Here is a 26,495-nt window from a genome sequence, read left to right as displayed (position 1 = left end):
ACTCCGTACGCGAACTCGGCCAGACCGTCGTCATGGTCACCCACGACCCCGTCGCCGCCGCCTACGCCGACCGCGTCGTCTTCCTCGCCGACGGCCGAATCGTCGACGAACTCCACAACCCCACCGCCGACACCGTCCTGGACCGCATGCGCCGCTTCGACGCCAAGGGCCGCACCAGCTGAGCCCGTTCGCACGTCCGAGCCCACCTGCCCCCGAGTACCCCCAGGACTGACGCTCCCCCATGTTCCGCACCGCACTGCGCAACGTACTGGCCCACAAGGGCCGACTGCTGATGACGATGCTCGCCGTCATGCTCGGCACCGCCTTCGTCTCCGGCACGCTCATCTTCACCGACACCATGGGCCAGGCCCTCCGGACCCAGAACTCCAAGAGCTACGCCGACATCGCCGTCACGGTCAGCGACAACGCCGCCGTCGGCAACGGCTACGACGTCGGCGCCGTCGCCGCCGACACCCCCAACCTCACCGAGGAGACCCGGCGGAAGGTCGCCGCGCTGCCCGGCACCGCCGAGGCCCGCGGCGTCGTCAGCGGCTTCGCCGGCATCGCCGACAAGAAGGGCGCGCTGATCGGCAACGGCTTCTCCACCACCGGCACCAACTACGTGCCGGGCGCCGACGGCACCGACCCGCGCTACCCGCTGGTCGAGGGCCGCGGCCCCAAGGACGCCACCGAGATCGCGCTGGACACCAAGACCGCCGAGAAGGGCGGCTACAAGGTCGGCGACACCGTCCGGGTCGCGGTCAACGGGCCGGTGATGCAGCTCAAGCTCACCGGCACCCTGCACACCAACGACCCGCGGGTGATGGCCGGCGGCTCGCTGGCCGCCTTCGACACCGCCACCGCCCAGTCGCTCTACCTGAGCCCCGGCCGCTTCGCCGAGCTGGACGTCAAGGCCAAGCCCGGCACCGACGACGCCGCCCTGCTCACCGCCGTCAAGCAGGCGCTGCCCCAGGCCGACAACATCGAGGCCAAGACCGGCCGCGAACTGGCCGCCGAGCAGGACAAGATGATCGGCAAGCTCACCAAGGTCCTGAACACCTTCTTCCTGGGCTTCGCCGGCATCGCGCTGTTCGTCGGCGTCTTCATCATCGCCAACACCTTCTCCATGCTGGTCGCCCAGCGCACCCGGGAACTGGCGCTGCTGCGCGCCGTCGGCGCCACCCGCCGGCAGATCACCCGCTCGGTGAAGATCGAGGCCGTCCTGGTCGGCCTCACCGCCTCCGTCGGCGGCCTGCTGGCCGGCATCGGCATCGCCCTCGGCCTCAAGGCGCTGCTCAACGGCCCGATGGACGCCAACCTGCCGGACGGCCCGCTGCTGGTCGCCCCGCTCACCGTCCTGACCTCGCTCGCGACCGGCGTGCTGGTCACCCTGGTGGCCGCCTGGCTGCCCGCCCGCCGGGCCTCCCGGATCGCACCCGTGGCGGCGATGAGCGCCACCGAGCAGCCCGCCACCCAGAAGAGCCTGGTGGTCCGCAACACCATCGGGCTGCTGTTCTCGGTCGCCGGACTGGGCTCGCTGGCCGCCGGCGTCAGCGGCAAGGAGGTCAAGCTGGTCGGCCTCGGCGCGGCCGCGCTGCTGCTCGGCGTGTTCGTGCTGACCCCGCTGCTGTCCCGACCGCTGATCGCGCTGCTCGCCCCCGTGCTGCGCGCCGTCTACGGCACCCCGGGCAAGCTCGCCCAGGAGAACGCCGTCCGCAACCCGCGCCGCACCGCGGCCACCGCCTCGGCGCTGACCATCGGCGTCACCCTGATCACCTCCCTGACCGTGATCGGCGCCTCGGTGAACAAGGCCGTGGACAACTCCACGGACAGCGACATCAAGGCCGACTACACCGTCGCCATGCAGAACGGCTCGAAGCTCTCCGACGACGTCGCCGCCCAGGTCGCCAGGACGCCCGGCGTCAGCGTGATGAGCACCGAGCGCGGGCTCCCCGTCACCGTCGGCCAGGCCAAGGGCCAGGGCCAGGGCGAGGAGGACGGGAACCAGGAGTGGCTGACCGCGGTCGACGCGGCCACCATCGACCAGCTCGCCACCGTCAAGATCAAGGAGGGCTCCGCGGACGCCCTCAAGCAGGGCAAGCTGCTGGTCAGTTCCGGCCGCAGCGAGCGCGCCGGCTACAAGCTCGGCGACACCCTCGCCGTCACCTACCCGGACGGCACCAAGGGCGCACTCACCGTCGGCGGCGTCCTGGAGGCCAACACCGCGCTGGCCAGCCTGATCGCCCCCGAGGCCGTGGTCGGCCCGCACGCCAAGCCGGGCTCCGGCCTGGACAAGATCCTCGTCAAGGGCACGAACGGCGCGACCGAGCAGCTCAAGCAGTCGCTCCGGGACGCCACCGGGGGCAACCCGCTGATCGCCGTCAAGGGCGACAAGGACATCAAGTCGGAGAGCAGGAAGACCGTCGACAGCATCCTGAACCTGATGTACGGGCTGCTCGGCATGTCCGTGGTGATCGCCGTCCTCGGCGTGGTCAACACCATGGCGATGTCGGTGTTCGAGCGCCGCCGGGAGATCGGCATGCTGCGGGCGATCGGCCTGGACCGGCTCGGCATCCGCCGGATGGTCCGGCTGGAGTCCCTGCTGATCGCGCTGTTCGGCGGCCTCGTCGGGGTCGGCCTGGGCATCCTGTCCGCCTGGGCGGTCGTCCGCACGATGGCCGGCGACCTCAAGGGCATCAGCACCGTGGTGCCGCCGCTGCAGATCGGCGGCTTCCTGCTCGCGGCCGCCGTGATCGGCCTGCTGGCCGCGCTCTGGCCCGCCTACCGGGCGGCGAAGCTGGACATCCTGGACGCGATCAAGAGCCAGTAGCCCCACCCCGCGTCACCCACGGAGCCCCGGACGGTCACAACCGTCCGGGGCTCCGGCCTTGGCGCTCGCGCCTGCCCGGGTGCTCGCCCCCTCGTCCCTACGTCGCGTCCGTACGTCTCGTCCCTACCTCGCGTCCGCACGTCTCGTCCTCGCGGCTCGCCCCTGCGTCTCGTCCCGGGGACCGGCATCGCGGGGTGGGGTGGGGGTGTGACTCCGAACCCGGAACACGGGGGCGCGGGGCACCGCGCCGGAACGACACCGCCCCGCCCGGCGGGGTGCCGGGCGGGGCGGTGCGGTGAGTTCTGCGGTGCGGCGTGCGCTCGACCGCCGGGTCAGGCGGCCGGCTTGGCGGCGACGGGCTTCGCCCGGTTCCCGAACAGGTTGAAGAAGACGGCCAGGGTCGGCACCAGGTAGGCCAGCCAGACCACCAGCTGGAGCACCGTCGGGTCCGGCTGGAAGTTGAACACGCCCTTGAGCAGGGTGCCGTACCAGCTGTCCTTGGGGATGGTGCTGGAGATGTCGAAGGCCGTGGCGTGCAGGCCGGGCAACCAGCCGGCCTCCTGGAGGTCGTGGACGCCGTAGGCGAGCACGCCGGCCGCGACCACGACCAGCATCGCGCCGGTCCAGGTGAAGAACTTGGCCAGGTTGATCTTCAACGCGCCGCGGTAGAACAGCCAGCCGAGCACCACCGAGGTGAGCAGGCCGAGCGCGGCGCCGACCAGCGGGTTCCAGCCGTCGTCGGTGGCCTGCACCGCGGACCAGATGAACAGCGCGGTCTCCAGGCCCTCGCGGCCCACCGCCAGGAAGGAGGTGACCACCAGCGCCGTGGTGCCCATCGCGATCGCCGCGTCCAACTTGCCGTGCAGCTCGGTCTTGAGGTGCCGGGCGGTGCGCCGCATCCAGAACACCATCCAGGTCACCAGCCCGACCGAGATGATCGACAGCGAGCCGCCGAGCGCCTCCTGGGCCTCGAAGGTGAGCTGCGAGGAACCGAACTGGAGGACGGCGCCGAAGACCATGGAGAGCACCACGGCCGCGGTGACGCCGAACCACACCGGCGGCAGCTTGTCCCGGCGGTCGGTCTTGACCAGGTACGCGATCAGGATGCAGACGACCAGGCTGGCTTCGAGGCCTTCGCGCAGGCCGATCAGGTAGTTGCCGAACACGGCTGACTCCTAGAGGTGTTGGAGGTGGGAAGGCTCAGCCGAAGAGGGCCTGACCCCACCACTCCCCCGGCTTGCGGACACCCGCCGGGCAGGCGAAGTGGGCGGAGCCGACGTGCTGGATGTACTCGTTGAGCTTGTCCGTGGCCGCGAGCCGCTGCTGGAGCGGGACGAAGGCCTTGCGGGTGTCGCGCTGGTAGGCGAGGAAGAACAGTCCGGCGTCCAGGCGGCCGAGGCCGTCGGTGCCGTCGGTGAAGGAGAAGCCGCGGCGCAGGATCATCAGGCCGTTGTTGGCGTCCGGGTGGGCCAGGGCGACGTGCGAGGTCGCGGGCATCGCCTTGAGGTCGGGGGCGTCGTGTTCCTTGGCCTTGCCGTACGGGGCGCCCTCGCCCTTGGTGCGGCCGAAGGTGTCCTCCTGGTCCTTGAGCGGGGCGCGGTCCCAGGTCTCGATGTGCATCCGGATCCGCCGGGCGACCAGGTAGGAGCCGCCGGTCATCCACTCCGGGCCGTCGCCGGGGGCGGCCCAGACGTGCTCGGCGAGGTTGGCGCCGTCGCTGCCCGCGATGTTGTGGGTGCCGTCCTTGAACCCCATCAGGTTGCGCGGGGTCTGCTGGTCCGGGGTGGTCGAGGAGGTCTTGCCGAAGCCGAGCTGGGACCAGCGGATGTTGACGGTGCCCATGCCGATCCGGGCCAGGTTGCGGATCGCGTGCACCGCGACCTGCGGGTCGTCGGCGCAGGCCTGGACGCACAGGTCGCCGCCGCTGCGCAGCGGGTCGAGCTTGTCGCCCTTGAAGTTGGGCAGCTCGATCAGGGCCTCGGGACGCTGGGCCTTGAGGCCGAAGCGGTCGACGCCGTCCTTCTCGAACAGGCCGGGGCCGAAGCCGATGGTGAGGGTGAGCCGGGAGGCCGGCAGGCCGAGGGCCTCGCCGGTGTCGTCCGGCGGGGCCTCGGCGGAGGCCGGGACGGCGCCGGTGCCGACCTCGCGCCCGCCGGTCATCGCGGCGGCCGCCTTGGTCCACTCCTTGAGCAGCTTGACCAGGGACTCCCGGGTGGCCTTCTCGGAGACGTCGAAGGCCGCGAAGTGCAGCCGGTCCTGGACGGGGGTGGCGATGCCCGCCTGGTGGTCGCCGTAGAACGGGACCTCCGCGGCGACCGTCGCAGCGGCCGCCGGGACGGGGTCGTCGTCCTGGCGGCTCGCCGCCGCGACCGACCCGACGGCCGCGGCACCGAGCGCGACGCCCGCGCCGGCCCAGCCGATGACGGCGCGGCGGCTGACCGCGCCCGGGTTGGCGGCAGCGGCCGGGTTGGCGGTGGCGGCAGCGGCCGGAGCGCCCTGCTGCTGCTCGTTCTCGGCGTCCATCGGCGGGCGGGCCCTTCTCACTCTTGCTGAACTACTGGAACTGCTGGAGCTGTTGGAGCTGTTGGAGGTCCGGACCTGCTGGGGGTGCCGGACTCCCGGTGCCGGTCGGCTACTTGACGACGACGGCGGCGGCCAGCTTCGACAGCGGCTCGCCCAGCGAGTTGACCGCGTCGGAGAAGGTCTTGCGCTCGGCCTCGGTGACCTTGTCGTACGGGGTGAAGGTGCCGTCGGCCTGCTTGTACTTGGCGAGCAGGGCGTTGATGGCGGTGAACTCGGAGTCGAGGGTCTTCGACAGCTCCGGGTCCTTCTCGGCGGCGACCGGCTTCAACAGCTCGTAGGCCTTCTGGGCGCCCTCGACGTTGGCCTGGAAGTCCGCGAGGTCGGTGTGGCTGTAGCGGTCCTCCTCGCCGGTGATCTTGTTGGTGGCGACCTCGTCGAGCAGTTCCTTGGCGCCGTTGGCCATGCTGGTCGCGGTGATCTCCGCCTCGGGGATCTTCTTCTGCCAGTCCTTGAGGTCGGTGACCAGCTGGTCGGCGAGGGTCTTCTCCTCGTCGCCGATCCTGGCGTCGGCCCAGAGGGCCTTCTCCAGTCGGTGCCAGCCGGTCCAGGCCTGGCCCTGCTCCAGCTTGTCCTCACGGGTGTCGGTCTTGGGGTCGACGTCGCCGAAGCTCTCGGCGACCGGCTCGGTGCGCTCCCAGCCGGTGCGCGAGGGGGCGTACAGCGACTTGGCCTTCTCCAGGTCGCCGCCCTTGATCGCGGCGGCGAAGGCCTCGACAGCCGGGACGGTGGCGTCGGCCTGCTCCTGGGCGTACTTGCGGTAGGCGTCGACGGCGGCGGCCAGGCGCGGGTCGGCGGGGGCGGCGCTGCCGCTGTCGCCGGTCACGGTGATCTTCTGGCGGATGCCGTCGCCGACCATGCCGGGCTTGCAGGCGACCTCGTAGCTGCCGGCCTTGATCTCGGCGTTGATGCTGGCCTTGGTGCCGGGGCCGATGTTCTCCCGCTCGGTGACGATCTTGTCGCCGGCGGCGTAGACGTAGACCTCGGTGGTCTTGGAGCCCTTGTTGCTGATGTCGATCACCACGTGACCGGCCGGGAAGCTGGTCTTCGAGACCTCGCAGGCGGTGTCGGTGGCGTTGACCTTGACCGCGTCCGAGCCGCCCGCCTTGTCGTCCTTCTTCGACGCGCAGCCGGCCAGGGCGGCGGTGGCCACGGCGAGGCTGAGCAGCGCGGCTGCGGTGGAACGGCGGCGGGCGGACATGGGGGCTCCAACGGAAAAGGGCATGGGGGTGCCAAGGCCGGGTAAAGCGCCGGCCGGGCCGGTGCCTCCTGATTAGCTAAGGCATACCTTACGTAAGAAGTCTTTACCGTCCATACCCGGCCCCCTGCCCTGCCCGAACCGTTACCTCCCGGCCCCTGCGCCGTGCCCCCGGTGGACCGCTACCTCCCCGGCGCGCGGCGGGCGGCGGCGCGGGCCGTCCAGCGGCCGTCCTGGCGGCTGATCCGGATCGGGTGGCCGAAGGTCGCGCTGATCAGCTCCGTGGTCATCACCTCGTCCACCGGACCGGCCGCCAGGCACTCGCCCTCGCGCAGCAGCAGCGCGTGGGTGGTGCTCTCCGGCAGCTCCTCCAGGTGGTGGGTGACCAGCACGCTGGCCAGTTCGGGGTGCTGGTGGCGCAGCAGGTCCAGGCTGTCCAGCAGCAGCTCGCGGGCGGTCAGGTCGAGGCCGGTGGCGGGCTCGTCGAGCAGCAGCAGGCGGGGGCTGGGCATCAGCGCGCGGGCGATCAGGGCCCGGCCGCGCTCGCCCTGGGAGAGCGTGGTCCACGGGGCGTCCGCCATCGCGGCCATGCCGAGGGTCTCGATCAGCTGCTCGGCCCGCTCCACCGCCTCGGGGGCGGGCTTGCGGTGCCACTCCGGCTCGATGGTGTTGGTGTGGCCGGTGAGCACCACCTCGCGCACGCTGAGCGGCGAGCGCAGCGGGTGGCGCGGGTTGACGTGCCCGAGGTGGGCGCGCAGCTCGCGGATGTCGACCCGGCCGAGCCGGCGGCCGAGCACGTCCACCGTGCCGCGGGTGGGGTGGGAGACCGCGCCGAGCAGGGCGAGCAGGGTGGACTTGCCCGCCCCGTTGGGGCCGAGCAGTGCCCAGTGCTCGCCGGGCCGGATCTCCAGGGTGATGCCGCGCAGCAGGTGCCGGCCGTCGCGCACGACGTCGACGTCCTGGGTGCGCAGCAGCGGGCCGTCGAAGGACGGGGCCATGGGGCAACTCTCCGATCGTGGTGCCGGTCAGGGGGGCGGGGCGCCGTACCCGACCGGCCCGGCGCCGACCGTCCGTGTGCACCGTACAACCGTCGGCCGGGGCCGAGCCGGGCCGTCCGAGGAGTGAACCGTCCAGAACCCTGTCGTGCGGGAGGAGTTGGGAGGAACATGGTGCTCTTCCGTGGGGGCGAGGGGGAGGCGTGATGGTGGCGGACGAGGAACCGGCGGGCAGTCTGCACGGTCTGGTCGAGCGGCAGGCCCGCCGGTCGCCGCACACCGTGGCGGTGCGCTGCGGCGAGGCGGAGCTGACGTACGGGGAACTGGACTCCCGGGCGGACCGGTTGGCGGCCGTACTGGTGGGGCGCGGGCTGGCCCCCGGCGGCCTGGCGGCGGTCGCGCTGGGCCGGGGCACCGAGGTGTACGTGGCGCTGCTCGCGGTACTCAAGGCGGGCGCCGCCTTCGTGCCGCTGGAGCCGACCGCGCCCGACGCACTGCTGCGGCACGTGCTGACCGACGCCGCGCCCCGCCTGGTGGTCACCGAGCGGCGCCACCTGGTCCGGCTCGCGGACGCGGGCGGCGCCGAGGTGGTCTGCGTCGACGACCAGGACCAGCCGGACGGCGGGTTCGAGCGGCCCGAGGTCACACCTGGCGACCTCGCCTGCGTGTTCTACACCTCCGGCTCCACCGGCCTGCCCACCGGCGCGCTGGTCGAGCACCGCAACCTGCTGGCCGCGTACGCGGGTTGGCGCGAGGTGTACGGGCTGACGCCCGAGGACCGGATCCTGCAGACGGCCAGCCTGGAGTTCGACGTCTTCACCGCCGACTGGGTGCGCGCGCTGGGCACCGGCGCCACCCTGGTGGTCACCCCGTTCAACCTCACTCTGGACCGCACGGCCGACCTCGCCGCGCTGCCCGCGCTGGTCGCGGAGGAGCGGATCACGGTCATGGAGGTGAACGTCCGCACCGCGCGCCGGCTCACCGACCTGCTGTCCGCGACCCGCGCCGGGCTGCCGGGAGTGCGGCTGCTCACCGTCGGCGCCGAGAAGTGGTACCTGGACGAGCAGTTGGCGCTGCAACGGCTGCTCGGCGAGGGCACCAGGGTGCTGAACGTCTACGGCCTGGCCGAGGCCACCGTCGACAGCACCTGGTTCGAGGTGCGCGGCGCGGCCGCGGCCCCCGGCGCGGAGCGGGTCTCGCTGGTCGGCCGGCCGTTCCCCGGCACCCGGGTGTACGTGCTCGGCCCCCGGGCCACCCCGGTGCCGCCCGGGCGGGTCGGCGAGATCGCCGTCGCCGGCTCCGGCCTGACCCGCGGCTACCTGGGCCGGCCGGTGGACACCGCCCGCCGCTTCATCCGGGCGAGGTTCGATCCGGACGGTCGGGTGCTGCTGACCGGCGACCTCGGGGTGCTGCGGGAGGACGGCGTACTGGAGTTCGTCGGCCGGGCCACCACCGTGGTCGGACCGCTCGGCGCGGACCGGCCGACCACGGTGGTCGCCCGGGTCAAGGTGGCGGCCCGCGCGGAGGGCGCGCTGCGCACCCACCCGAAGGTGCGGGAAGCGGCCGTGGTCGAGATGGAAGTGCGGCCCGGACAGCGGCAGTTGGTCGGCTACGCGGTGCCCGTACAAGGGGCGCCGGACCGGGACGGGACGGACGGCTGGTCGCTCACCCAGTACCTGCTGACCCAGCTCAGGGGCTTCTCGAACCCCACCGCCGTGGTCGTCGTCCCCGAACTGCCGCGCACCCGCGCCGGGAAGCTCGACCGCTCCAAGCTGCCGCTGCCCGCCCCGCCGGGGCACACCGCCCCGCGCTCGGCCAAGGCCGGAGGCGGGCGCGGCGGCAAGGGCGGGGCCGGGCGGAGCGGCAAGGGCGGCGGCGGGCGCGGCGGTTCGGACTCCGACCCGATCGGCTGCGCGGTCGCGATCGCGATCGTCGTCGCGTTCTTCGCGTGGGGCCTCACCAATGTCTTCTTCAAGGGCGCGACGGACCTCTCGGCAGTGCCCGACGGCGGCTACCACACCTGGTTCGAGCTGCTCTACTTCTTCGAGAACCTCTCCTTCGGCGCCGGGATGGCCTTCCTGTTCTTCGGCTTCCCCTCGGTCCTGCGGCAGGGCCGGTCGTTCAGGCTGTCCGTGGTCACCTACCTGTCGATCTTCTGGCTGCTCGCCTCCTGGTGGCCCCAGGACAACCTCTACCGGCTCACCGCGGCCAACGACTGGACCCGCGAGGTGGTGATGGTCTACGTCTTCAACGTCCCGCTGATGCTGGCCGCCATGGTGGTCGTGGTCTTCCTGCTCAGCCGGCCGAAGACCGTGCAGAAGCAGAAGGCGGGGAGGAGGCACTAGGGTCCGTCCTCAAGCTCCTGCCTGCGGGCCGGCGTTCAGCGCAACGCCTCGAACATCCCGGCCAGCGCGCCGTTGGCCGCCTCGACCAGCGCCTGCGCGGCGTCCAGCGCCTCGGCGTCGGGCCCGGCCAGGGCGAGGCCGACGGCGGGCTCCGGGTCGTGGGCCGCCGTCGGGATCAGCGGCAGCAGGGTGACGCCGAGCCGGGCGCAGCGCGGGCGCAGCCGGTCGAGGTGCTCGTGCAGCGCCTCGGGGGCGAGCCGGGCGCCGAGCGGCAGCGCGTCCAGGGTGCGGACGAGGTGGCCGGGGCCGCGCACCCGGTCCAGCCGCTCGCGCAGGACGAAGGCGACGGCGGGGCCGGTGAGCCGCAGGTTGATCTCGGTGGGGGCGAGGCGGCGCTGCCGGTCGGTGACGAAGTCGACGTCGTACCAGCCGCGGTGGCCCTCGGCGGCCAGCCGCTCCCCCACCGCCAGGGCGAAGCCGCGCGCCGTGTCGGCGGCGGCCCGCGGTACGGTGCCGGGGCCGACGGTGACGCCCTGGTAGCGGGTGCCGGCCACCTCCATGACGCCGGCCCCGACCGGGTGCACGGTGCCGTCCGCGCCGATCACGGCGTCGTAGGTGAGGTCCCGCAGCCGGGCGGACGGGCCCGGGTCCACGAACTCCTCCAGCAGCAACTCGCCCTCCGGCGGCAGGACTTCGGAGCGCACCAGGCGGCGCAGCAGGGCGCCCCCGCCGCCCGCGGCGAACAGCTCGGCGGGCTCGACCACGACGGTGCCGTAACCGCCCACGCCGTACGGGCTCTTGAGGACGGTGGTCAGGCCCCGGACGGCCCGGACGGTGAGTCTGCGCGCGGCGCGACGACGGCTCTCCACGCGCTCCTGGGCGGGGACGACGATCCCGGGGTGCTCGGGGGCGAGGGCGGCGAACAGCCCGTGCGCGGCGGCCTTGGACTCGTAGCGGCGGACGGCGTCGAGCTCGGGCCCCTCGCCCTGCGCCGCCGTACGGCCCCAACTGACCACCGGGTGGCCGGAGTCCGCGATCCGGGCGGCCAGTGCGGGGCGGGCGGCGAGCGCCTCGGCAAGCGTCCGGTCGCCCGCCACCCCGGTGTGCACCTCGACCGGGCCCCAGCCCAACTCCCGGCCCAGCCAGTCGGTCCAGGCCCGGTCGACCTCGGCGGGCAGCACCAGCACGGCCGGTTCCGGGCTGTAGCCGACGGCCAGGCAGGCGTAGTGGTGCGCCTGCCGCAGCCGCCGCGCCCGCTGCGCGGCGTCCATGCCCGGGGCGAAGAACTGGGCGTTGAAGTCCGCGACATTGCCGAGGTGCACCGCCGCCCGCCCGTCGGTCCAGGCCCCCACCCATCCGTCCATGGAGCGGAAGCATAGGGCGTCAGAGCGCCAACAGCCCCGCCTCGGTGGGGCGCAGACCGCACGCGTCGAGGTAGAGGGCGCGCAGGTGGGGCTCGAAGTCGACGTGCAGCCAGGCGCAGCCGGCCCTGCGGGCGCCGTCGGCGGCCTCGCCGACCAGCCGGGTGGCGACGCCGTGCCGCCGGGCGGCCGGTGCGACCACGGTGTCCAGCAGGAAGGCGTGGGTGCCGCCGTCCCAGGCGAGGTTGACGAAGCCGACCAGGGCGTCGTCGGCGGTCCGCCGGGCGGTGACCCAGCCGAGGCTGTGCCGTGCCAGGCGGGCCAGCCAGTGGCCGGGTTCGACGGGGTGGCCGAAGCCGTCCGCGTGCAGGCGGTCGAGTTCGGGGTCGGTGAGCGCTCCGCGCCACTGGTAGTCGATCGTCACGACGGCAGCGTAGACGGCTTGTTAAGTTCCGATCATTTTTGATTGGAACAGGACACAACTTGGCAAAGTTATGACCTTTCCTCTAGCCCGACCTGACTGATCGCCGTCAATCTCGGTCGCAGCTCTTTGCAGCCCCTTTCCCTGCACCCCACCCCCACCGGAGTCAGAGTGAGCCCCAACTCCTCCTCCCGCCGTGCCCGCACGGCCGGAGCGATAGCCGTCGTCGCCGCCCTCGCCGCCGTGGCCGTCCCCACCACGGCCTCCGCCGCCCCCGCCACCCGCGAGGCCGCGATCGCCCAGGCCCGCGCCAACGTCACCCACAACGCCGGGGTGTTCGGCTACGGCGCGGGCCAGGACCTCGTCCTCAAGGACGTCGTCCTCGACGCCGACGGCGCCTCGCACGTCCGCTTCGACCGCACCTACCAGGGCCTTCCGGTGGTCGGCGGCGACCTGGTCGTCCACCAGGACGCCCGCGGCAGGCTCAAGGACACCTCCCGGGCCGCCGCCCACGACGCCGCCGTGAAGACCACCGTCCCCAAGGTCCCCGCCCAGGCCGGCGCCGCGAACGCGATCTCCGCCGCCCCCGGCGTCCGGGACGCCACCAGCAGCCCCGAACTGGTCGTCTGGGCCGCCGACGGCACCCCGCGACTGGCCTGGCGCACCGTCGTCGAGGGCACCGGCGAGCACGGCCAGCCGGCCGGCAAGGTCGTCGTCACCGACGCCACCACCGGCGAGCAGATCGAGTCCTACGACGCCGAGCACCAGGCCGCCGGCACCGGCAACTCCGAGTACACCGGCCAGGTCACCGTCGACACCACCCCGGCCAACGGCGGCTACACCCTGACCGACCCGGTCCGCGGCCACGTCACCAAGGACGCCGGCAACCTGTCCGCCAGCTCGATCAAGGCGAGCTCCGGCACCCCGTTCACCAGCACCACCAACGTCTGGGGCGACGGCAAGAAGTTCTCCACCAACCGCGCCACCGCCGCCGTCGACGCCCACGCCAACACCGCCTGGACGTACGACTACTACAAGAACGTGCACGGCCGGAACGGCATCAAGAACGACGGCAAGGGCGCCACCGTCTTCGTCCACGTCGGCACCAACTGGGACAACGCCCAGTGGTCCGACAGCTGCTTCTGCATGATGACCGGCGACGGCGACGGCACCACCGACCCCGAGCAGGTCGACCTCGACACCATGGGCCACGAGATGACCCACGGCGTCACCAGCGCCACCGCCAACCTGCGCTACAGCGGCGAGTCCGGCGGCCTCAACGAGTCGACCAGCGACATCTTCGGCACCATGGTCGAGTGGTACGCCAACAACAAGATCGACACCGGCGACTACCTGTTCAGCGACCAGTCCACCCCGCCGTGGCTGCGCCGCTTCGACAAGCCCTCGCTGGACGGCAAGTCGGCCGACTGCTGGAGCAGTTCGGTCGGCAAGCTGGACGTCCACAACTCCTCCGGCGTCGGCAACCACTGGTTCTACCTCGCCAGCGAGGGCAGCGGCACCAAGACCATCAACGGGGTCACCTACAACAGCCCCACCTGCAACAAGTCGACGGTCACCGGCATCGGCAACCAGAAGGTCGCCAAGATCTGGTACCGCGCGCTGACCGTCTACATGACCTCCACCACCAACTACAAGGGCGCCCGCGCCGCCTCGCTCAACGCCGCCCGCGACCTCTACGGCGCCGGCAGCACCGAGTACAGCGCGGTCGCGGCGGCCTGGAGCGGCGTCAACGTCAACTAGGTTCCGTCCGGCCGACGTTGTCGGATCAGCTGGTGAACCCGACGTGGACGTGGTCGTGGTGGGTGTCATCGGTGAAGAACTGGTTGCCGACGCCCGCGATCGCCACCGGCCCGCCCACGTTGTACGAACCGGCCGCCGCCGCGTCCCGCATGAAGGACTCGATCAGCTGCCGGGGCGTAGCCGGGTCCACCACGGCCCGGCCGTCGATCCGCCAGACGTCGAAGGCCCGGCCCAGCGGATGGTCGCTGGGCCGGGTCGTCCCGAAGACGTCCAGGGGGTGACCGGTGCGCACCACGCTCACCGACAGCGCGTACGGGCCGGCCAGCCGCAGCATCGCCGTCAGGACGCTGTCGTGGACGGTGCCGCTGAGCAGGTCGGCGGCGGCCTCGGGCGGCAGCTCGATCCTCGGCTCGGCCAGCACCTTCGCCACCGCGTGGGTCGGTGCGGCGGGTGAGGCGGGTGGCGCGGGTGACGCGGGTGACGCGGGTGACGCGGCGGCCGGGCCCGGGTCGCCGGGGTGCACGGCGGTGACCGTCCAGCGGGGCTCGGCCCGGCTCAGCCGGACGTCCACCGTGATGCCGCCCGCCGCCACCGAGCCGTCCGGCTGCCTGGTCCACTGGCGGCAGACCACCAGCACGCTCGCCGAGTCGGCGAGGATCCCGCCGTACTGGGCGTCGACCACCTCCAGGGCGGCCTCCGGCACCGCCGGGGCGAGCCGCCCGGCCCCGTCCGCCAGGCCCGGCGGCAGGCCCAGCGCCGCCACCCGGGCCCGGGCCGCCCCGGCCCCCTGCCCGCCGGGCGGCCAGGCGCCGAGCGCGGCGACCAGCTCGACGGCGCGGCGCTTGACGTCGGGCTGGATCTCGCCGGGGCCGGGCTGCCACAGTGGCGGGTTGGGCAGCTGGGTCGCTGCCTGGGTCGTTGTCGGGGCTGCTGTCGGGGCTGCTGTCAGCGTCGGGTCCTGTGTCGAACTCGCCGGGGCCACGGCGGACTTCGCGCCGCTCGTACACCCCGCCGCGCCCAGCAGCACCGCCGACGCACCCGCCCGCAGCACCACGCGTCGGCCCGTACCCCGGCCACCGTCTCCGCTCGTCATGCCGTCAGTATGCGACCGGTGGCCGGGGCGGGGCGCGAGCGTCAGCCCAGACGGCGGATCGGCTCACCCGCCAGGAACGCCACGATGTCCTCCACCGCCTCGGTGAAGTACCGCCGGTAGTTCTCCTGCGAGACGTACCCCAGGTGCGGGGTGGCCAGCAGCCGGGGCGCGCGGCGCATCGGGTGGTCGGCGGGCAGCGGCTCGACGTCGAAGACGTCCACGGCGGCCCCTGCGATCCGGCCGCCGGTGAGGGCCGCGAGCAGCGCGTCCTGGTCGACGATCGCCGCCCGGGAGGTGTTCACCAGGTAGGCCTCCGGCTTCATCAGGGCGAGCTCGGCGGCGCCGATCAGCCCCCGGGTGCCCGCGTTCGACGCGAGGTGGACCGACACGAAGTCGCTCTCCCCGAGCAGTTGCTCCTTCGAGGCGGCCCGGCGCACACCCGCCGCGGCCGCCTGCTCGTCGGTCAAGCTCCGGCTCCAGGCCAGCACCTCCATGCCGAAGGCCAGCCCGACCCGGGCGACAGCGGCGCCGATCCGGCCGAGGCCGAGCACTCCGAGCGTCCGGCCGTGCAGATCGGCCCCGACGGTACTCTGCCAGGGCCCGCCCTCGCGCAACGCGGTGTTCTCCTGGACGAGGCCGCGGGCCAGGCCCAGCAGCAGCGCCCAGGTCAGCTCGACCGGCGGGGTGCCGGAGCTGGCCGTACCGCAGACGGTGACGCCGTGCGCCTCGGCGGCCCGGAGGTCGATCACCGAGTTGCGCATGCCGGAGGCGACCAGCAGCTTGAGGCGGGGCAGCCGGGCGAACAGCGTTGCGGGGAACGGCACCCGCTCGCGCAGGGTGACCACGATGTCGAACCCGGCGAGCGCGGCGACCAGTTCCTCCTCCGAGGCGTGGTGCTCACGGAAGGCGGTCACCTCGACCCGGTCGGCGACCGGGGTCCAGTCGGCGGAGCTGGTGGCGACGCTCTGGAAGTCGTCCAGGACGGCGCAGCGAAGGAGCGGAAACGTCATGCCCGCAGCTTCCCAGACGGCGGCGGGCCGGGGGGCCGCAGTCCGTAGCGGTCCCGGTCCCGGTCCCGGACGATCCACCAGGGCTCGCCGAGCCTGGCCCGCAGGAGCGCCATCGGGTGGCGCAGCTCGCGGGGGTCGAACAGGTCTTCCCAGCAGTGGAGTTGGATGTCCCGAAGGCTGTGCATCCCTGCACCGAGCTCGATCAGGGTGCGCAGCAGCCGGGCGTCCTGGCGGGTGAGCCGGACCTCCCGGCCGTCCACGGCGGCGATCCGGGTGGCCGGGTCGAGGACGATGCGGCCGTCGAAGGCAGTCAACGGGCCCGGTGGCTCGCCCACCGGCTGCTCCTGCTCCATGGCGGGCAGCCTAGTCGATCCGGCCCGGCCGCCAACTCCGCCGCGCAGCAGGGCCGATGGCTCCGACGCCGCTACCCGTTCCACCCGTTGAGGTCTTCGAAGCCGGTCTCCACGCTGCCGCGGAACGCCAGGGCCTCACGGCCGACGCCGAGAGCGTCGAGCAGGGAGTCCAGGGCCGCTTCCGGGTCGTCCACCGAGCGGCTCAACCAGACGAACGTGCACGGGGGAACCTGTCCGCCGAGCCTGCTCAGGGCGAAGGACGTCCTCCCGATGCTGAACATGGCGACGTCCACGGGGCCGAGGTCCTCCCAGCCCCGCTCGACGGTCAGCCGCAGGCGCGCCGCGAGCACGTCCAGCGGGGGCTGCAGGCCCGCCACCAGGCGAAATGTACCGGCGGCGTACTCCCACATGCTCCGCTGGAAGGCCGGGTTGGGGTTGCCGCCCTGGTAGGAGGGTGCCGGACCCCAGTCCGGTTCGGGGCCCGGAACGCCGACTGCCGTCATGTCTCCCCCGTCCGAACGCTGCGGTTACCACCCTGCTCCCACCGTAGCCGAGGCGCCCGTCAGCCGTCCGGGGCGAGCAGCGCCTCGGCGGTGGCCGTCCGGGCGTACAGCACCCAGCGCCCGGCGCGGTGGGCGCTGACCAGGCGGGCGTCCCGCAGCGCCGTCAGGTACTGGGAGACGGCCGAGGGCGACAGGCCGGTGCGGTGGGCGAGTTCGGTGGTCGAGGCGGGGGCGGCGAGTTCGGCGAGCAGCAGGGCGCGGGAGCGGCCGAGCACCGCGGCGAGGGCCGCCGTGCCGGGGGCCGGTGGCCCCGCGGTCCAAAGACGGCCGATCCCCCGGGCCGGGTAGGCGAGTTGGGGCGGCGCCGGCGGGGCGAGCAGGGTGAACAGGCCCGGGCCGGTGAACGCGGAGGGGATCAGCAACAGGCCCGGCCCGGCGGTGCGGCGGGGTATCGGGCGGGAGCGCCGGCTCAGCCGCAGGGCGCCGTCGGTCCAACGCAGTTCGGCGTGCAGGTCGTTGAGCACCCGCTCGGCGCCGTGCTCGGCGGCCTGCCGGGCCCGGTACAGCACGTCGGCGTCGAGGACGGCGCGGATCCGCGCCCAGTACGGCGCGAGGGCCAGTTCCCAGTAGGCCTCGACCGCCTCGGCGAGCCGGGCCAGCCCGGCCTCCGGGTCGGCGTACAGGGCCCGCAGCCTCGGCCCGAGCGTGCCCCGGTCCGCCTGGCACGCCTGGCGCGCGTGCTGCGCGTGGCGCGCCTGGTCCGCCTGGTCCGCCTGGTCCGCCGCCAGTCGGTCCAGGTCGCGCCGGACCTGCCCGGCGGGGGTGGCCCGGATCGCAGCGAGTTCCCCGGCCAGGGTCGGCGCGGGCCCGGTCGGGGCCGGATTGAGGAAGTCCGGCACGTAGCCGGCGGGCGGCACGAGTTCGGCGAGCAGCCCGTACGCCGGGCCGAGCGCCGCCAGCCGGGGCCGGACCTGCTCCACCCAGGGGCCGTGGACGGCGTGCGGCGCTCCCGAGCGCAGCAGGCGCAGGCTCGGCCCGACCTCCCACATCGGTGCGACCACGAACCGCATCCGGGCCAGGTCACCTGCCGTGAACAGCAGTTCCGCCAACGCCTGCCCCCGTGGATTCACACATGTCCGAATCAGTGGCGATCAGGTTAGTTCAATCGCGATCATGACCAGCATGACTTCCGACACCACTCTGACCGCCGCTCCCCCAACCACCGCTTCCCCGACCGGCGCTTCCCCGACCGGCGCTTCCGTGTCCGCCGCCTCGTCCGGCACCTGGCAGCTCGGCGACCGCACCGTCCACCGGATCGGCTTCGGCACCATGCGCCTGCCGCAGACCGGGCCGGCGCTCGTACCGGACGCCGTACCGCGCGACCGCGACCATGCCCTGCGGGTACTGCGCCGCGCGATCGAACTGGGCGTCAACCACATCGACACTGCCGCCTTCTACTTCTCCCCGCTGCGCTCCGCCAACGAGCTGATCAACCGCGCCCTCGCCCCGTACTCCGACGACCTGGTGATCGCCACCAAGGTCGGCCCGGCCCGTGGCACCGACGGCCGGTGGATCGACCACGCCCGCACCCCCGGGGCACTGCGCGCCCAGATCGAGGAGAACCTGCGCCAGCTCGGCCGCGACCACCTCGACCTGGTCAACCTGCGCATCCTGGGCACCGACTCGATCGCCGAACGGTACGGCGCACTCGCCGAGTTGCGGCAGGCCGGACTGATCCGGCAGCTCGGCCTCTCCAACGTCCACCCGCACCAGCTCACCGAGGCCCGGGCCATCGCCCCCGTCACCTGCGTGCAGAACCCGTACGGGATCGGCGCCTCGCCCGCCCAGGACGAGGTCCTGCGACTCTGCGGCGAGCAGGGCATCGCCTTCGTCCCGTTCTACGCCATCGCCGGCGCCGGGCGAGAGGGCGGCGCCGCCGGGGCGGAACCCGGCGAGGTCCGGACGGTGGCCGAGGCGCGCGGCATCAGCACCGCCCAGGTCCGGCTCGCCTGGACGCTCCACCGGGGCCCGCACGTCCTCGCCATCCCGGGCACCGGCGACGTGGCGCACCTGGAGGACAACATCGCGGCCGGCGCCCTGCGGCTGACGGCCGAGGAACTCGCCCTGCTGAACCGGGCCCACTCCGGCTGACCTGGGACCTGGAACCCGGGACCCGGAACCGCCACCCGCCGCACGGGCGTCACATTCCGGGACCGGACCCCGTCCCACCGAACGAACCCCCGGAGCCCGCCCGTGCCCGATCGCGCCACCCGCTACCTGTACCTCGCCCGTCACGGCGAGGCCGCTCACCACGGCCCGGCCGACAGCGAGGCGGACGGTGAGGCGGACGGCGACGGGCTCACCCCCACCGGCCGCCGGCAGGCCGTGCTGCTCGGCCACCGCCTGGCGCAGCGCCCCCTCACGGCCGTCCACCACGGGCCGCTCCCCCGGGCCGCACAGACCGCCCGGCTGATCGGGGACCAGCTCGGCGGGGTACCGGTGTCGGCCTGCGAGGAGGCCGGCGACTACGTCCCGTACGTGCCGTCGGCCGACGAACTGCCCGCTGACAGCGCCGAGTTCCTGCTGCGCTTCCTGGCCGCCGCCTCCGCCGAGGAGCTCTCCCGCGGACCGGAACTGGCCCGCCGGGCCGTCGACCGCTTCACCGGACCGGTCGACGGCCCCGAGGACCGGCACGAACTGGTCGTCACCCATGCCTTCCTGATCGGCTGGCTGGTCCGCCACACCCTGGACGCCCCCGCCTGGCGCTGGCTCGGCCTCAACGCGGCCAACGCGGCACTCACCGTGCTCCGCTTCGCCCCCGGCCGCCCCTCCGCCGTCCTCCTCCTGAACGACCAGTCCCACCTGCCCGAGGAGTTGCGCTGGACGGGCTTCCCGCCGGAGCTGCGGGCCTGAGCAGCCACCGCGGGGCCTCCGCCCGGGGCGGCCCGTCGACGGGCCTGCGGTCGCCAGGGATGCGGCTGCCAGGGGTGCCGCCCCCAGAAGTGTGGTCGCCAGGAATTCGGTCGACAGGAATATACAGACCGGTCTACAGTCTCCGTCCATGGGAGCAAAGGGCGAGGAGACCCGGGCCCGGCTGATCGCCGGCACCCGGGAACTGATCGAGCAGCACGGGTACTCCGGCACGGGCCTCAACCAGGTCCTGGCCGTCACCGGCGCACCGCGCGGCTCCCTGTACTTCCACTTCCCCGGCGGCAAGGACCAACTGGTCGCGGCCGCACTGCTGCAGTCCGGCCAGGAGGTCGCCGACCTGCTGACCGGACTCGCCGCCGACGGAGCCGACGCCGCCGCGCTCAGCCGACACCTCACCGAGGTGTTCGCGGACCGCCTGGCCCGCTCCGACTACACCAAGGGCTGCCCCGTCGCCACCGTCGCCCTGGAGGTCGCCGGGACCAACGAGGCACTGCGCGCCGTGTGCGCCGAGGTGTACGAGGGCTGGCAGCGCATCCTGGCCGAGCAGCTGACCGCTGGCGGCTTCCGCCCGGCCGAGGCCGCGGTGGCCGCCGGCCAGGCCCTGGCCCTGCTGGAGGGCGCGGTGCTGCTGGCCTCGGTCCGACGCAGCCGCGAGCCCCTGGACGACGCCCGGCACGCCGTCCTCCACCTCCTCGGTGCGAAGGCGTCCGGCCGCTCGTAGCCACTGCCGCTGCACGGGCGCCCTGCGGCCGTGGCCGTGGCAGCAGCCGGCCCGATGCCGCGCCGACCGCTCGCCAAAAAATATGCAGACCGGTCTAGCTATCCAAGGTTCGTCCGCATCACCCACTCGCCGCCACTCGCCCCCGCCCCCGCCCCACCATGACCAGAAATTATGCAGATCGGTCTACAGAAATATGCCGATCGGTCCACAGAAAGCAGAGAACGCTCATGCCACCCACTCCCCCGCCCCCGCAAACCCTCGTCCTGGGCGCCGGCGGCTTCCTCGGCCGCTGGCTGCTCCTCGAACTCCTCGGCCGCGGCGAGCCCGTGGCCGCCGCCGTCCGCACCACCGCGAGCGGCACCGCCCTCCGCTCCTGGCTGCGCGAGCACGACACCGACCCGACCCCGCTGACCACCGTCACCGCCGACCTCACCCGCCCCGGCCTCGGCCTCTCTCCCGAAGCCGACGCCCGCCTAGGCGAGGTCCGCGACGTCCACAACCTCGCCGCCCGCTACCAGTTCGGCCTCACCCGCGCCCAGGCCGAACCCGCCAACCTCCACGGCGCCCTCCACGCACTGCACTGGTCCGCGACCCGACCCCGGCTGCGCCGCCTGGTCCACCTGTCCGGCTACCGGGTCGGCCGCGACCCGCACCCCCGTCACCCGCTCGACCCGGGCACCACCGACGCCCTCTACGCCCGCCTCGGCGCCTACGAGGCCTCCAAGCAACTCGCCGACGCCGCCGTCCGCGTCACCGCACCCCGGCTCGGCGTCCCGCTCACCACCGTCAACCCGAGCAGCGTCATCGGCCACTCGGCGACCGGCGAGGCCGGCCAGTACCTCGGCCTCGCCCAACTGGTGCACCAGCTGCACCGCGGCCGCCTCCCCCTCCTGCCGGGCACCCGTCGCACCTTCGTCCCCGTCGTCACCGTCGACCACCTGGCCCGCTTCCTGGCCGCCGTTCCGGCCCACGACCGCGCCCCCGTCGCCGCCCACACCGTCCTCGACCCGGCCACCCCCGCCCTCCCCGACCTGGTCGCCCTCCTCGCCACCCACCTCGGCGTCCGCCCACCCCGCGGCCTGATCCCCGTCCCCCTGGTCCGCCGCCTCCCCCGCGCCCTCACCGGCGCCGACCCGGAGACCCTCACCTTCCTCTCCGAGGACCGCTACGACACCACCTCCGCCGACCAGCTCGCCACCGCCGCCGGCCTCACCCACCCGCCCCTCACCCCCGCCCTCCACCACTGGGCCGACCGCCTCGTCCACGACGCCTTCGGCACCCGATGCTGAACTTGATCGAGTAATGTCGGGGCTGTTCGCCTGACGGCCGCCGGTCGGTTCCGGTAGCCGTTGGGGCGTGAGGTGCGAGCTGTGCGGCGGCCCTCGGGGCCTGGCTCGTCCTCGAGGACGAAGCCGGGCAGTCGATGACGCCGCCGCACGCCGGAACCTGGGGCCGGATCGGCCGAACCCCCGTCGTCAGGTTGCGCGGTCGGGGCTCCGGCCGGGTGTCGATGGCGGGCATGACCTGCTGCATATCCGGCGAACGGTCCCGGCTGATCCACCGCATCCGCAAGGACCAGGACCAGGGCCGCAAGGACGAGCCGAAGGGCTTCGGCCGGCGCGACTTCCGGGATCTGATCGTCCGCGTCCGAATCCAGCTCGGCGGCCCGATCGGGCTGGTCCGGGACAACGTCCGCGTCCACCTGACCGAGCCGCTCCGGGAGTTCATCGCCGCGAACGCAGACTGGCTCAGCGTTCTCCAGCCACCCACCTACGCGCCGGACCTCACCCCTCAGGACGGCACCTGGTCGCTGGTCAAACGCGACATCGACAACCTCGCCGCCACCAAACTCGACCAGGGCGCCAGAGCACCAGAGCTGTGAAGCACCGGTTCCAGCAGATCCGGTACCGTCCGGACCTGGTCGACGGCTGCCTGACCGGCACTGGCCTGATCACGTCTGACTGACGAGCGGAAAAGGGATGGCCGGTAGCTCCCGGCCCGGTCATTCTGAACCCCATGGGAGACAGAGCCAACGTCATCGTGGTCCGCGAGAACGGCACGCATGAGCTGTACCGGACCGGGTGGGCGGTCGGAATCGACCTCGACCTGCTGGACGGGCCGGCCGCGGTACTCGCCATGCTTCCCGAACTCCGCCAGGACGACTGGTGGCTGGACGACACCGTCGCCCAGGGTGGGGTGCTGCTCGACCTCGGCCGAAAGGTGCTCCTGTTCTTCGCCTGGGAGGGTCCGAGCACGGAGCTCCGTCACCGCGCGGCCATGTTCGAGCTGATCCGAGTGGCGTGGCCGGGCTGGGAGGTCCGTTGGCTGTACGACGGCGCGGCCGAACTGCGCGCGTACGTCGGGCTGGACCCGGAGTACGTCCGGTGCCGCGATTCGGACCTGACCCTGGCCCCGTTCCTCGCTCCCGAGGCGGAGGATCTGGCCTGGCCCGACCCGGGCGGTGTGGTGGTCACTGTTGGCTCCGGTGGCTGCCACGTCGCCTCCGAGGCTTTCGACCACCCCGTCCGTGAGGGAGTGTCGCTGCTCGACCGACTGGCAGATGCCCCGGAGCACGGAGCCTGCCGTCTGCATGTCAATTCCGGTATCCACCTCGACCCGGAGCGCCGCCGCTTGGGCTGGTGGTCCCTCCGCTCCACCCCAGAGGCCTACCGGGTGCCGGAGTTGTGGCCGGGCTGGACGGTGGAGTTCTGGAGGGACGACTGGGAACGGCACCGCCGTGCCTGCAACCGCTTCTACCCGGCGCCGTTCGACACCGGAGCGGAAGCCCGGGCCGCATTCTTCGCCGAGGCCGGGGAGCGCCGGGCCACCCGGGCGCGCTACCGCGCCCAGCCCACCCACCCGTGGGCCGCACCACCTCGGGCCTGACCTCTGACGGCTGGCCGACATCACGGATTCAAGGTCAGCAGCCACCCCCGCCCGACACAGGAAGTCGACCCACCCGACTTCCTGTGCACCCCCACATCCACCCCGCCACCAGCGAACCGACCACCTCGCCCAGGACACCGCCGACGTTTCCGAGCACTCCCGCAGGACTTCGACGTTCTGCCTGTCCGGAGCGTCGCGACGGCGAGCAGCCGCCCGCAGCACGCCGGATCGAGCAGGGCATCGGCACCTTCGTACGGTCGGCCGACATGCGGGTCGATGCCCCGCCGATCAATGACCTTCCCCTGGGGACGTCGAAGCGAGGCGAGACCCCTTAGCTAGTTCTTTAGCCTCTTCGATCTTGGTGTTCGGCAATGGCGAGGTCGCGTTTGACGGTCTTCGCGCCGATGCTCATCGGTCAGCGCCAGGTCAACCAGCGACTTCACCGCTCCATCGGAGCACAGCGGCGCGTCGGTGAGCTCGAACAGGGCATCCGCCCGGGCGGTCAGGCAGTCGTAGAAGTCTGCCCGGAAAGCAAGCCAACCCGAACAGGGACTCAACGCGGTCGGCATCGTCCAGCAGACTCATCCTCACGGCCTTGGTCAGAGATCATGGCTGCTTCGCACCGCCCATGATCACGCCAGGGCCCGTGCCGCTGTCCGGTGAACAGCGAAATCCCGCGGACCTCCTCCGCCGCCAGGGCCTTGCTACGAGTCCTCGTGAAGTCCGAACTCCGCGCAGACGGCCGCAAGGGCTTCTGCCGGGTCGGACGTGTCCGTGCGGGTGGCGCCTTCGACGATGAACGGTGCCTGGCCGTGCGGACCCGAATCGACCTGGACGCAGCCGGAGTCGATGCTGAGGAAGTACACGTTGTCCTCGTCGCCGGGTTGGGTCACCTGCAGCCGCTCGACCCAGCCCCGTGAACGGGCCTGTCCAGGACGGCTCCGACGCCGTGATCGCACCAGCCATCCCGAGATCATGGCATTGGGGGTGTGGTCGGGTCCGCAGGTCTGTCCACGGCCAGGAGACGGAGGTCACCGCTCCAGCTCTCGCAGCGGACACTGCCCGATGGGAAGTCCAGCTCAAGCGCCACACGCCCTGTTGCCGGCTCCCACTCCTGCCGGACTTCGAGCACCGCCTCGCCGAGGTGGGCCGCGAACGGGGTCTCGTCACCTACGGGCAGTACGTCGATCCGACCCCATTCGCCCATGTCGAACCCATCCTCAGGCCCGGAGGACTCGACCATGAGGCACCAGTCCGTGCCGCTGGCAATGTTGGTGGACCCGCCTCGATCGTCGATCAGCCACACCTCGACCGGGCCGTCGCCAGGGTGCCCGTCGTAGATGTGCCACGACGCCAGCACCCCGACGAGCCGGCTACCGACCAAGGACGAAGGGTCGATGCCGGGTCCGTGCAACGGGCAGGCCGGGTTCAAGAGCTCCACCCGGGGACCGTACCGTGACCGTCGACGCACCCTCACCTGCTTAAACGGGGCAGCCTCAGACGATCGCGTTCCTGTCGCTGCGCGTCTTCCAGTGGCGCACCGAAGCGATCGTCAGGATGACCGCCGCTGCGGCGATCGAGACGGCCAGGGTTACTGTCCAAGTGGCTCTGCCGACCGGGGGCGAGAACGCGGCGGAGAGGCTGAGTCGGCGTGCGCTTTCGATGATGACCAGCACGGGAACGGCCATTCGGACAGGAAGGATCGCGGCCTTGAGCCTTGTCACCTGCGAAAGGCCAACGAAGAAAGCCAGCGCGACCCAGGAACATCCGGTGCTCGCAATGATGTGACGCATCCTCCGCGCCCTCTGGCTCGACGGCATGATGGGCGGCGTCCACACCGTTCTGGAGCTGGTCGCGCCGCACGTCGAGGAGCCCGGCTACGGCGGGTATCTGCGCGAGGAGTTCGGTGCCGAGCCGGCCGTCCTGACCTTCCGGGACGGCACCTTCGAGCCGTTGAGGCTCTGATCCCCTACGCGAGGCGCGCCACGGCCAGGGCGAGCGCGCGGTCCAGCGCCGTCGAGGGGTCGCACGGGACGTCGGGCCGGACGCCGGTGCCCTCCCAGTTGGTGCCCGAGACCGGGTTGAGGGCGCGGGCGACGGGCACGCTGAGCTCCAGGTGGGGGTGCACCGTCCAGCCCTCGCGCGGGTGCGCGCCGCCCCGGGTAGCCTCCCCGACGATCTCGGCGCGGCCCAACTGCTGGAGGTCGTAGGCGAGTTCCTCGCCCGCCGAGAAGGTGTTCCCGCTCGTCAGCACGTACAGCGGCTTGCTGCCGCCGAAACGGGCGCCGGGCACGAACGGGGGTGTCCAGGACTGCTCGGCCACCGCGCCCTGCCGCGAGAGCAGGGTGTTGAGGTGCGTACGGCGGTCGAGCAGGTAGCCGCAGACGAAGGCGACCGTGTCCGGATCGCCGCCGGTGTTGCGGCGCAGGTCCAGGACGAGGGCGCGGGCGGGGGCCACCAGCGAGAGCGCCGCGGCCAGCGGCTGGGCCGCCCAGTCCAGCGGGAACATCTTGGGCCCGATCTCCAGGACGGCGACGCCGCCGTCGAGGAGCTCCACCCGCGGCACGCCGCCCAGGGAGGCGTCGAAGTCCCGCCGCATCGCGGCGAGTACGGCCGCGCCGCGCTCCGGCGGCACCGGCACGGCGTGGTGCTTGAGGGCCAGGTGCAGGTCACCGTTGACGGACCGCAGGTCGGCGGTGACCGCGTCGGCCAACTCCTCGACGTTCAGGGACTCGTAGCGGCCATCGGCGTTGCGGCGGCGCAGCAGGTCCGCCAACTGCTGTGCGGCGTCGGGGAAGACGTAGTTCTCGCTGACCAGGTCGGCGATCGACTCGACGACGGCGACGGCATCCAGCGGCGCGGGCAACGGCACGGGCAGCGCCGCGGGCAGTGACGGGGTGGAAGGTGTGGAGGTCATGGGAGGGAGTAGACCAGCGGCTTGCCAAAGCGTCAACCGTACTTAACGCTTGATCGGGTGAGCCACCAACCGGATGAAGACGAAGGCAAGGGCGAGGGCGAGGACGTGCAGCGGATCACCACGCCGCTCCAGCACTCCGCACTCGCCCACCCCATGCGCCAGCGCCTGCTGTTCGCCCTGAGCACCCGGCCGTCGACGATCAGCCGACTCGCCGCGCAGCTGGGGGCGAACAAGGGCAGCGTCTCCCACCACCTCAGGGTGCTGTGCGAGGCGGGGCTGGTCCAGGACGCGGGAACGCGACGGGTACGCGGCGGCACCGAGAAGTACTACCGACGGACCGCCGAACGCCTCCTCGTCGCCGAGCCCCGGGCCGAGGGCACGGCCGCGCTGTTCGGGGCCGTCGCCCAGGAGCTGGACCGCTCTCCCGTCGACCACCTCATGACGCTGCGCCACCTACGGCTCAGCCCGGCCAAGGCGGCGAAGCTGGCCGAGGCGCTGGCCGCACTGGTCGACGAGGCCGAGGAGGACCCGGAGGGCGAGCCGGTGCACGGCCTCCTGGTGACGCTCTACCAGCAGGCCGGGGCGTAGCA

26 protein-coding genes and 1 pseudogene are annotated in these 26,495 nt (G+C 72.8%); 12 read left to right on the top strand and 15 right to left on the bottom strand.

Features of this window, described 5'->3' with window-relative positions; all coding sequences use genetic code 11:
• A pseudogene (locus ACFV8H_RS27165) lies at positions 1-182 on the top strand (ABC transporter ATP-binding protein); the annotation flags it as partial.
• Between the two features lie 59 nt (positions 183-241).
• A complete protein-coding gene (locus ACFV8H_RS27160; RefSeq protein WP_380404819.1) occupies positions 242-2,830 on the top strand; it encodes an ABC transporter permease in 2,589 nt (862 codons plus the stop codon).
• 332 nt (positions 2,831-3,162) lie between these two features.
• On the opposite strand, the gene efeU is transcribed toward ACFV8H_RS27160, so the two are convergent.
• The 4 genes from efeU to ACFV8H_RS27140 all read right to left on the bottom strand — a co-directional run bounded on the left by efeU (position 3,163) and on the right by ACFV8H_RS27140 (position 7,606).
• Entirely contained in the window at positions 3,163-3,996 is an 834-nt protein-coding gene (gene efeU / locus ACFV8H_RS27155) for an iron uptake transporter permease EfeU (RefSeq protein ID WP_380404816.1), read from the bottom strand.
• A 34-nt stretch (positions 3,997-4,030) separates the two neighbouring features.
• Positions 4,031-5,353 (bottom strand): iron uptake transporter deferrochelatase/peroxidase subunit, encoded by a 1,323-nt coding sequence (efeB, locus tag ACFV8H_RS27150; protein WP_380404813.1) that lies wholly within the window; start codon positions 5,351-5,353, stop codon positions 4,031-4,033.
• 109 nt (positions 5,354-5,462) lie between these two features.
• Positions 5,463-6,611 carry an iron uptake system protein EfeO gene (gene efeO, locus ACFV8H_RS27145; protein WP_380404810.1) on the bottom strand — a complete coding sequence of 383 codons (1,149 nt, stop codon included), beginning with the start codon at positions 6,609-6,611 and terminating at the stop codon, positions 5,463-5,465.
• A gap of 179 nt (positions 6,612-6,790) precedes the next feature.
• Positions 6,791-7,606, bottom strand: a complete 816-nt coding sequence (locus tag ACFV8H_RS27140) for an ABC transporter ATP-binding protein (RefSeq protein ID WP_375895735.1) — start codon at positions 7,604-7,606, stop codon at positions 6,791-6,793.
• A 203-nt stretch (positions 7,607-7,809) separates the two neighbouring features.
• On the opposite strand from ACFV8H_RS27140, the gene ACFV8H_RS27135 reads away from it, so the two are divergent.
• Entirely contained in the window at positions 7,810-9,948 is a 2,139-nt protein-coding gene (locus ACFV8H_RS27135; RefSeq protein WP_380404807.1) for an amino acid adenylation domain-containing protein, read from the top strand.
• 35 nt (positions 9,949-9,983) lie between these two features.
• Here ACFV8H_RS27135 and ACFV8H_RS27130 read toward each other — a convergent pair whose 3' ends face one another.
• Positions 9,984-11,312, bottom strand: coding sequence for a hypothetical protein (locus ACFV8H_RS27130; protein WP_380404804.1), 1,329 nt, complete (start codon positions 11,310-11,312; stop codon positions 9,984-9,986).
• A 19-nt stretch (positions 11,313-11,331) separates the two neighbouring features.
• A complete protein-coding gene (locus ACFV8H_RS27125) occupies positions 11,332-11,733 on the bottom strand; it encodes a GNAT family N-acetyltransferase (RefSeq protein ID WP_380404801.1) in 402 nt (133 codons plus the stop codon).
• Between the two features lie 168 nt (positions 11,734-11,901).
• On the opposite strand from ACFV8H_RS27125, the gene ACFV8H_RS27120 reads away from it, so the two are divergent.
• On the top strand, positions 11,902-13,491 hold the full coding sequence (locus tag ACFV8H_RS27120) for a M4 family metallopeptidase (RefSeq protein WP_380404798.1): 1,590 nt from the start codon (positions 11,902-11,904) through the stop codon (positions 13,489-13,491).
• 25 nt (positions 13,492-13,516) lie between these two features.
• On the opposite strand, the gene ACFV8H_RS27115 is transcribed toward ACFV8H_RS27120, so the two are convergent.
• The 5 genes from ACFV8H_RS27115 to ACFV8H_RS27095 form a co-directional block, all read right to left on the bottom strand.
• Positions 13,517-14,584 (bottom strand): hypothetical protein, encoded by a 1,068-nt coding sequence (locus tag ACFV8H_RS27115; RefSeq protein WP_380404796.1) that lies wholly within the window; start codon positions 14,582-14,584, stop codon positions 13,517-13,519.
• Positions 14,585-14,625: 41 nt separating this feature from the next.
• Positions 14,626-15,594 carry a D-2-hydroxyacid dehydrogenase family protein gene (locus ACFV8H_RS27110; RefSeq protein WP_380404793.1) on the bottom strand — a complete coding sequence of 323 codons (969 nt, stop codon included), beginning with the start codon at positions 15,592-15,594 and terminating at the stop codon, positions 14,626-14,628.
• Complete coding sequence (locus ACFV8H_RS27105; RefSeq protein WP_380404790.1) at positions 15,591-15,947, bottom strand: hypothetical protein; 357 nt, start codon at positions 15,945-15,947, stop codon at positions 15,591-15,593. The genes ACFV8H_RS27110 and ACFV8H_RS27105 overlap by 4 nt, the downstream gene beginning before the upstream one ends.
• Positions 15,948-16,018: 71 nt before the next feature.
• The gene (locus ACFV8H_RS27100; protein ID WP_380404787.1) at positions 16,019-16,450 is read right to left on the bottom strand and encodes a hypothetical protein; all 432 of its coding nucleotides are present in this window, start codon (positions 16,448-16,450) and stop codon (positions 16,019-16,021) included.
• A 59-nt stretch (positions 16,451-16,509) separates the two neighbouring features.
• On the bottom strand, positions 16,510-17,520 hold the full coding sequence (locus ACFV8H_RS27095; RefSeq protein ID WP_380404825.1) for a DUF5937 family protein: 1,011 nt from the start codon (positions 17,518-17,520) through the stop codon (positions 16,510-16,512).
• A 103-nt stretch (positions 17,521-17,623) separates the two neighbouring features.
• On the opposite strand from ACFV8H_RS27095, the gene ACFV8H_RS27090 reads away from it, so the two are divergent.
• From ACFV8H_RS27090 to ACFV8H_RS27065, 6 genes are all read left to right on the top strand, one after another.
• Positions 17,624-18,601 (top strand): aldo/keto reductase, encoded by a 978-nt coding sequence (locus tag ACFV8H_RS27090; protein ID WP_380404785.1) that lies wholly within the window; start codon positions 17,624-17,626, stop codon positions 18,599-18,601.
• Between the two features lie 102 nt (positions 18,602-18,703).
• The gene (locus ACFV8H_RS27085; protein WP_380404782.1) at positions 18,704-19,363 is read left to right on the top strand and encodes a histidine phosphatase family protein; all 660 of its coding nucleotides are present in this window, start codon (positions 18,704-18,706) and stop codon (positions 19,361-19,363) included.
• 148 nt (positions 19,364-19,511) lie between these two features.
• Positions 19,512-20,102 (top strand): TetR/AcrR family transcriptional regulator, encoded by a 591-nt coding sequence (locus ACFV8H_RS27080; RefSeq protein WP_380404779.1) that lies wholly within the window; start codon positions 19,512-19,514, stop codon positions 20,100-20,102.
• Positions 20,103-20,329: 227 nt separating this feature from the next.
• Positions 20,330-21,391, top strand: coding sequence for an SDR family oxidoreductase (locus ACFV8H_RS27075; protein ID WP_380404776.1), 1,062 nt, complete (start codon positions 20,330-20,332; stop codon positions 21,389-21,391).
• Positions 21,392-21,525: 134 nt separating this feature from the next.
• A complete protein-coding gene (locus ACFV8H_RS27070) occupies positions 21,526-21,984 on the top strand; it encodes a transposase (RefSeq protein WP_380404773.1) in 459 nt (152 codons plus the stop codon).
• Between the two features lie 134 nt (positions 21,985-22,118).
• Positions 22,119-22,988 (top strand): hypothetical protein, encoded by an 870-nt coding sequence (locus ACFV8H_RS27065; RefSeq protein WP_380404770.1) that lies wholly within the window; start codon positions 22,119-22,121, stop codon positions 22,986-22,988.
• Positions 22,989-23,692: 704 nt separating this feature from the next.
• On the opposite strand, the gene ACFV8H_RS27060 is transcribed toward ACFV8H_RS27065, so the two are convergent.
• The 3 genes from ACFV8H_RS27060 to ACFV8H_RS27050 all read right to left on the bottom strand — a co-directional run bounded on the left by ACFV8H_RS27060 (position 23,693) and on the right by ACFV8H_RS27050 (position 24,781).
• On the bottom strand, positions 23,693-23,881 hold the full coding sequence (locus ACFV8H_RS27060) for a hypothetical protein (RefSeq protein WP_380404768.1): 189 nt from the start codon (positions 23,879-23,881) through the stop codon (positions 23,693-23,695).
• Between the two features lie 80 nt (positions 23,882-23,961).
• On the bottom strand, positions 23,962-24,429 hold the full coding sequence (locus ACFV8H_RS27055; protein ID WP_380404765.1) for a hypothetical protein: 468 nt from the start codon (positions 24,427-24,429) through the stop codon (positions 23,962-23,964).
• Between the two features lie 55 nt (positions 24,430-24,484).
• Positions 24,485-24,781 carry a hypothetical protein gene (locus ACFV8H_RS27050; protein ID WP_380404762.1) on the bottom strand — a complete coding sequence of 99 codons (297 nt, stop codon included), beginning with the start codon at positions 24,779-24,781 and terminating at the stop codon, positions 24,485-24,487.
• A gap of 25 nt (positions 24,782-24,806) precedes the next feature.
• Between ACFV8H_RS27050 and ACFV8H_RS27045 the strand changes: the two genes are divergently transcribed.
• Entirely contained in the window at positions 24,807-24,953 is a 147-nt protein-coding gene (locus ACFV8H_RS27045) for a hypothetical protein (RefSeq protein ID WP_380404759.1), read from the top strand.
• Between the two features lie 4 nt (positions 24,954-24,957).
• Here ACFV8H_RS27045 and ACFV8H_RS27040 read toward each other — a convergent pair whose 3' ends face one another.
• Positions 24,958-25,905, bottom strand: coding sequence for a S41 family peptidase (locus tag ACFV8H_RS27040; RefSeq protein WP_380404757.1), 948 nt, complete (start codon positions 25,903-25,905; stop codon positions 24,958-24,960).
• 57 nt (positions 25,906-25,962) lie between these two features.
• On the opposite strand from ACFV8H_RS27040, the gene ACFV8H_RS27035 reads away from it, so the two are divergent.
• Positions 25,963-26,493, top strand: a complete 531-nt coding sequence (locus ACFV8H_RS27035; protein WP_380404754.1) for an ArsR/SmtB family transcription factor — start codon at positions 25,963-25,965, stop codon at positions 26,491-26,493.
• Positions 26,494-26,495 lie beyond the last annotated feature (2 nt).

Origin of the sequence: Kitasatospora sp. NPDC059827 (assembly GCF_042731675.1) — a bacterium.
Lineage (GTDB): Bacteria > Actinomycetota > Actinomycetes > Streptomycetales > Streptomycetaceae > Kitasatospora.
This window is presented reverse-complemented; position numbering and strand designations above follow the sequence as displayed.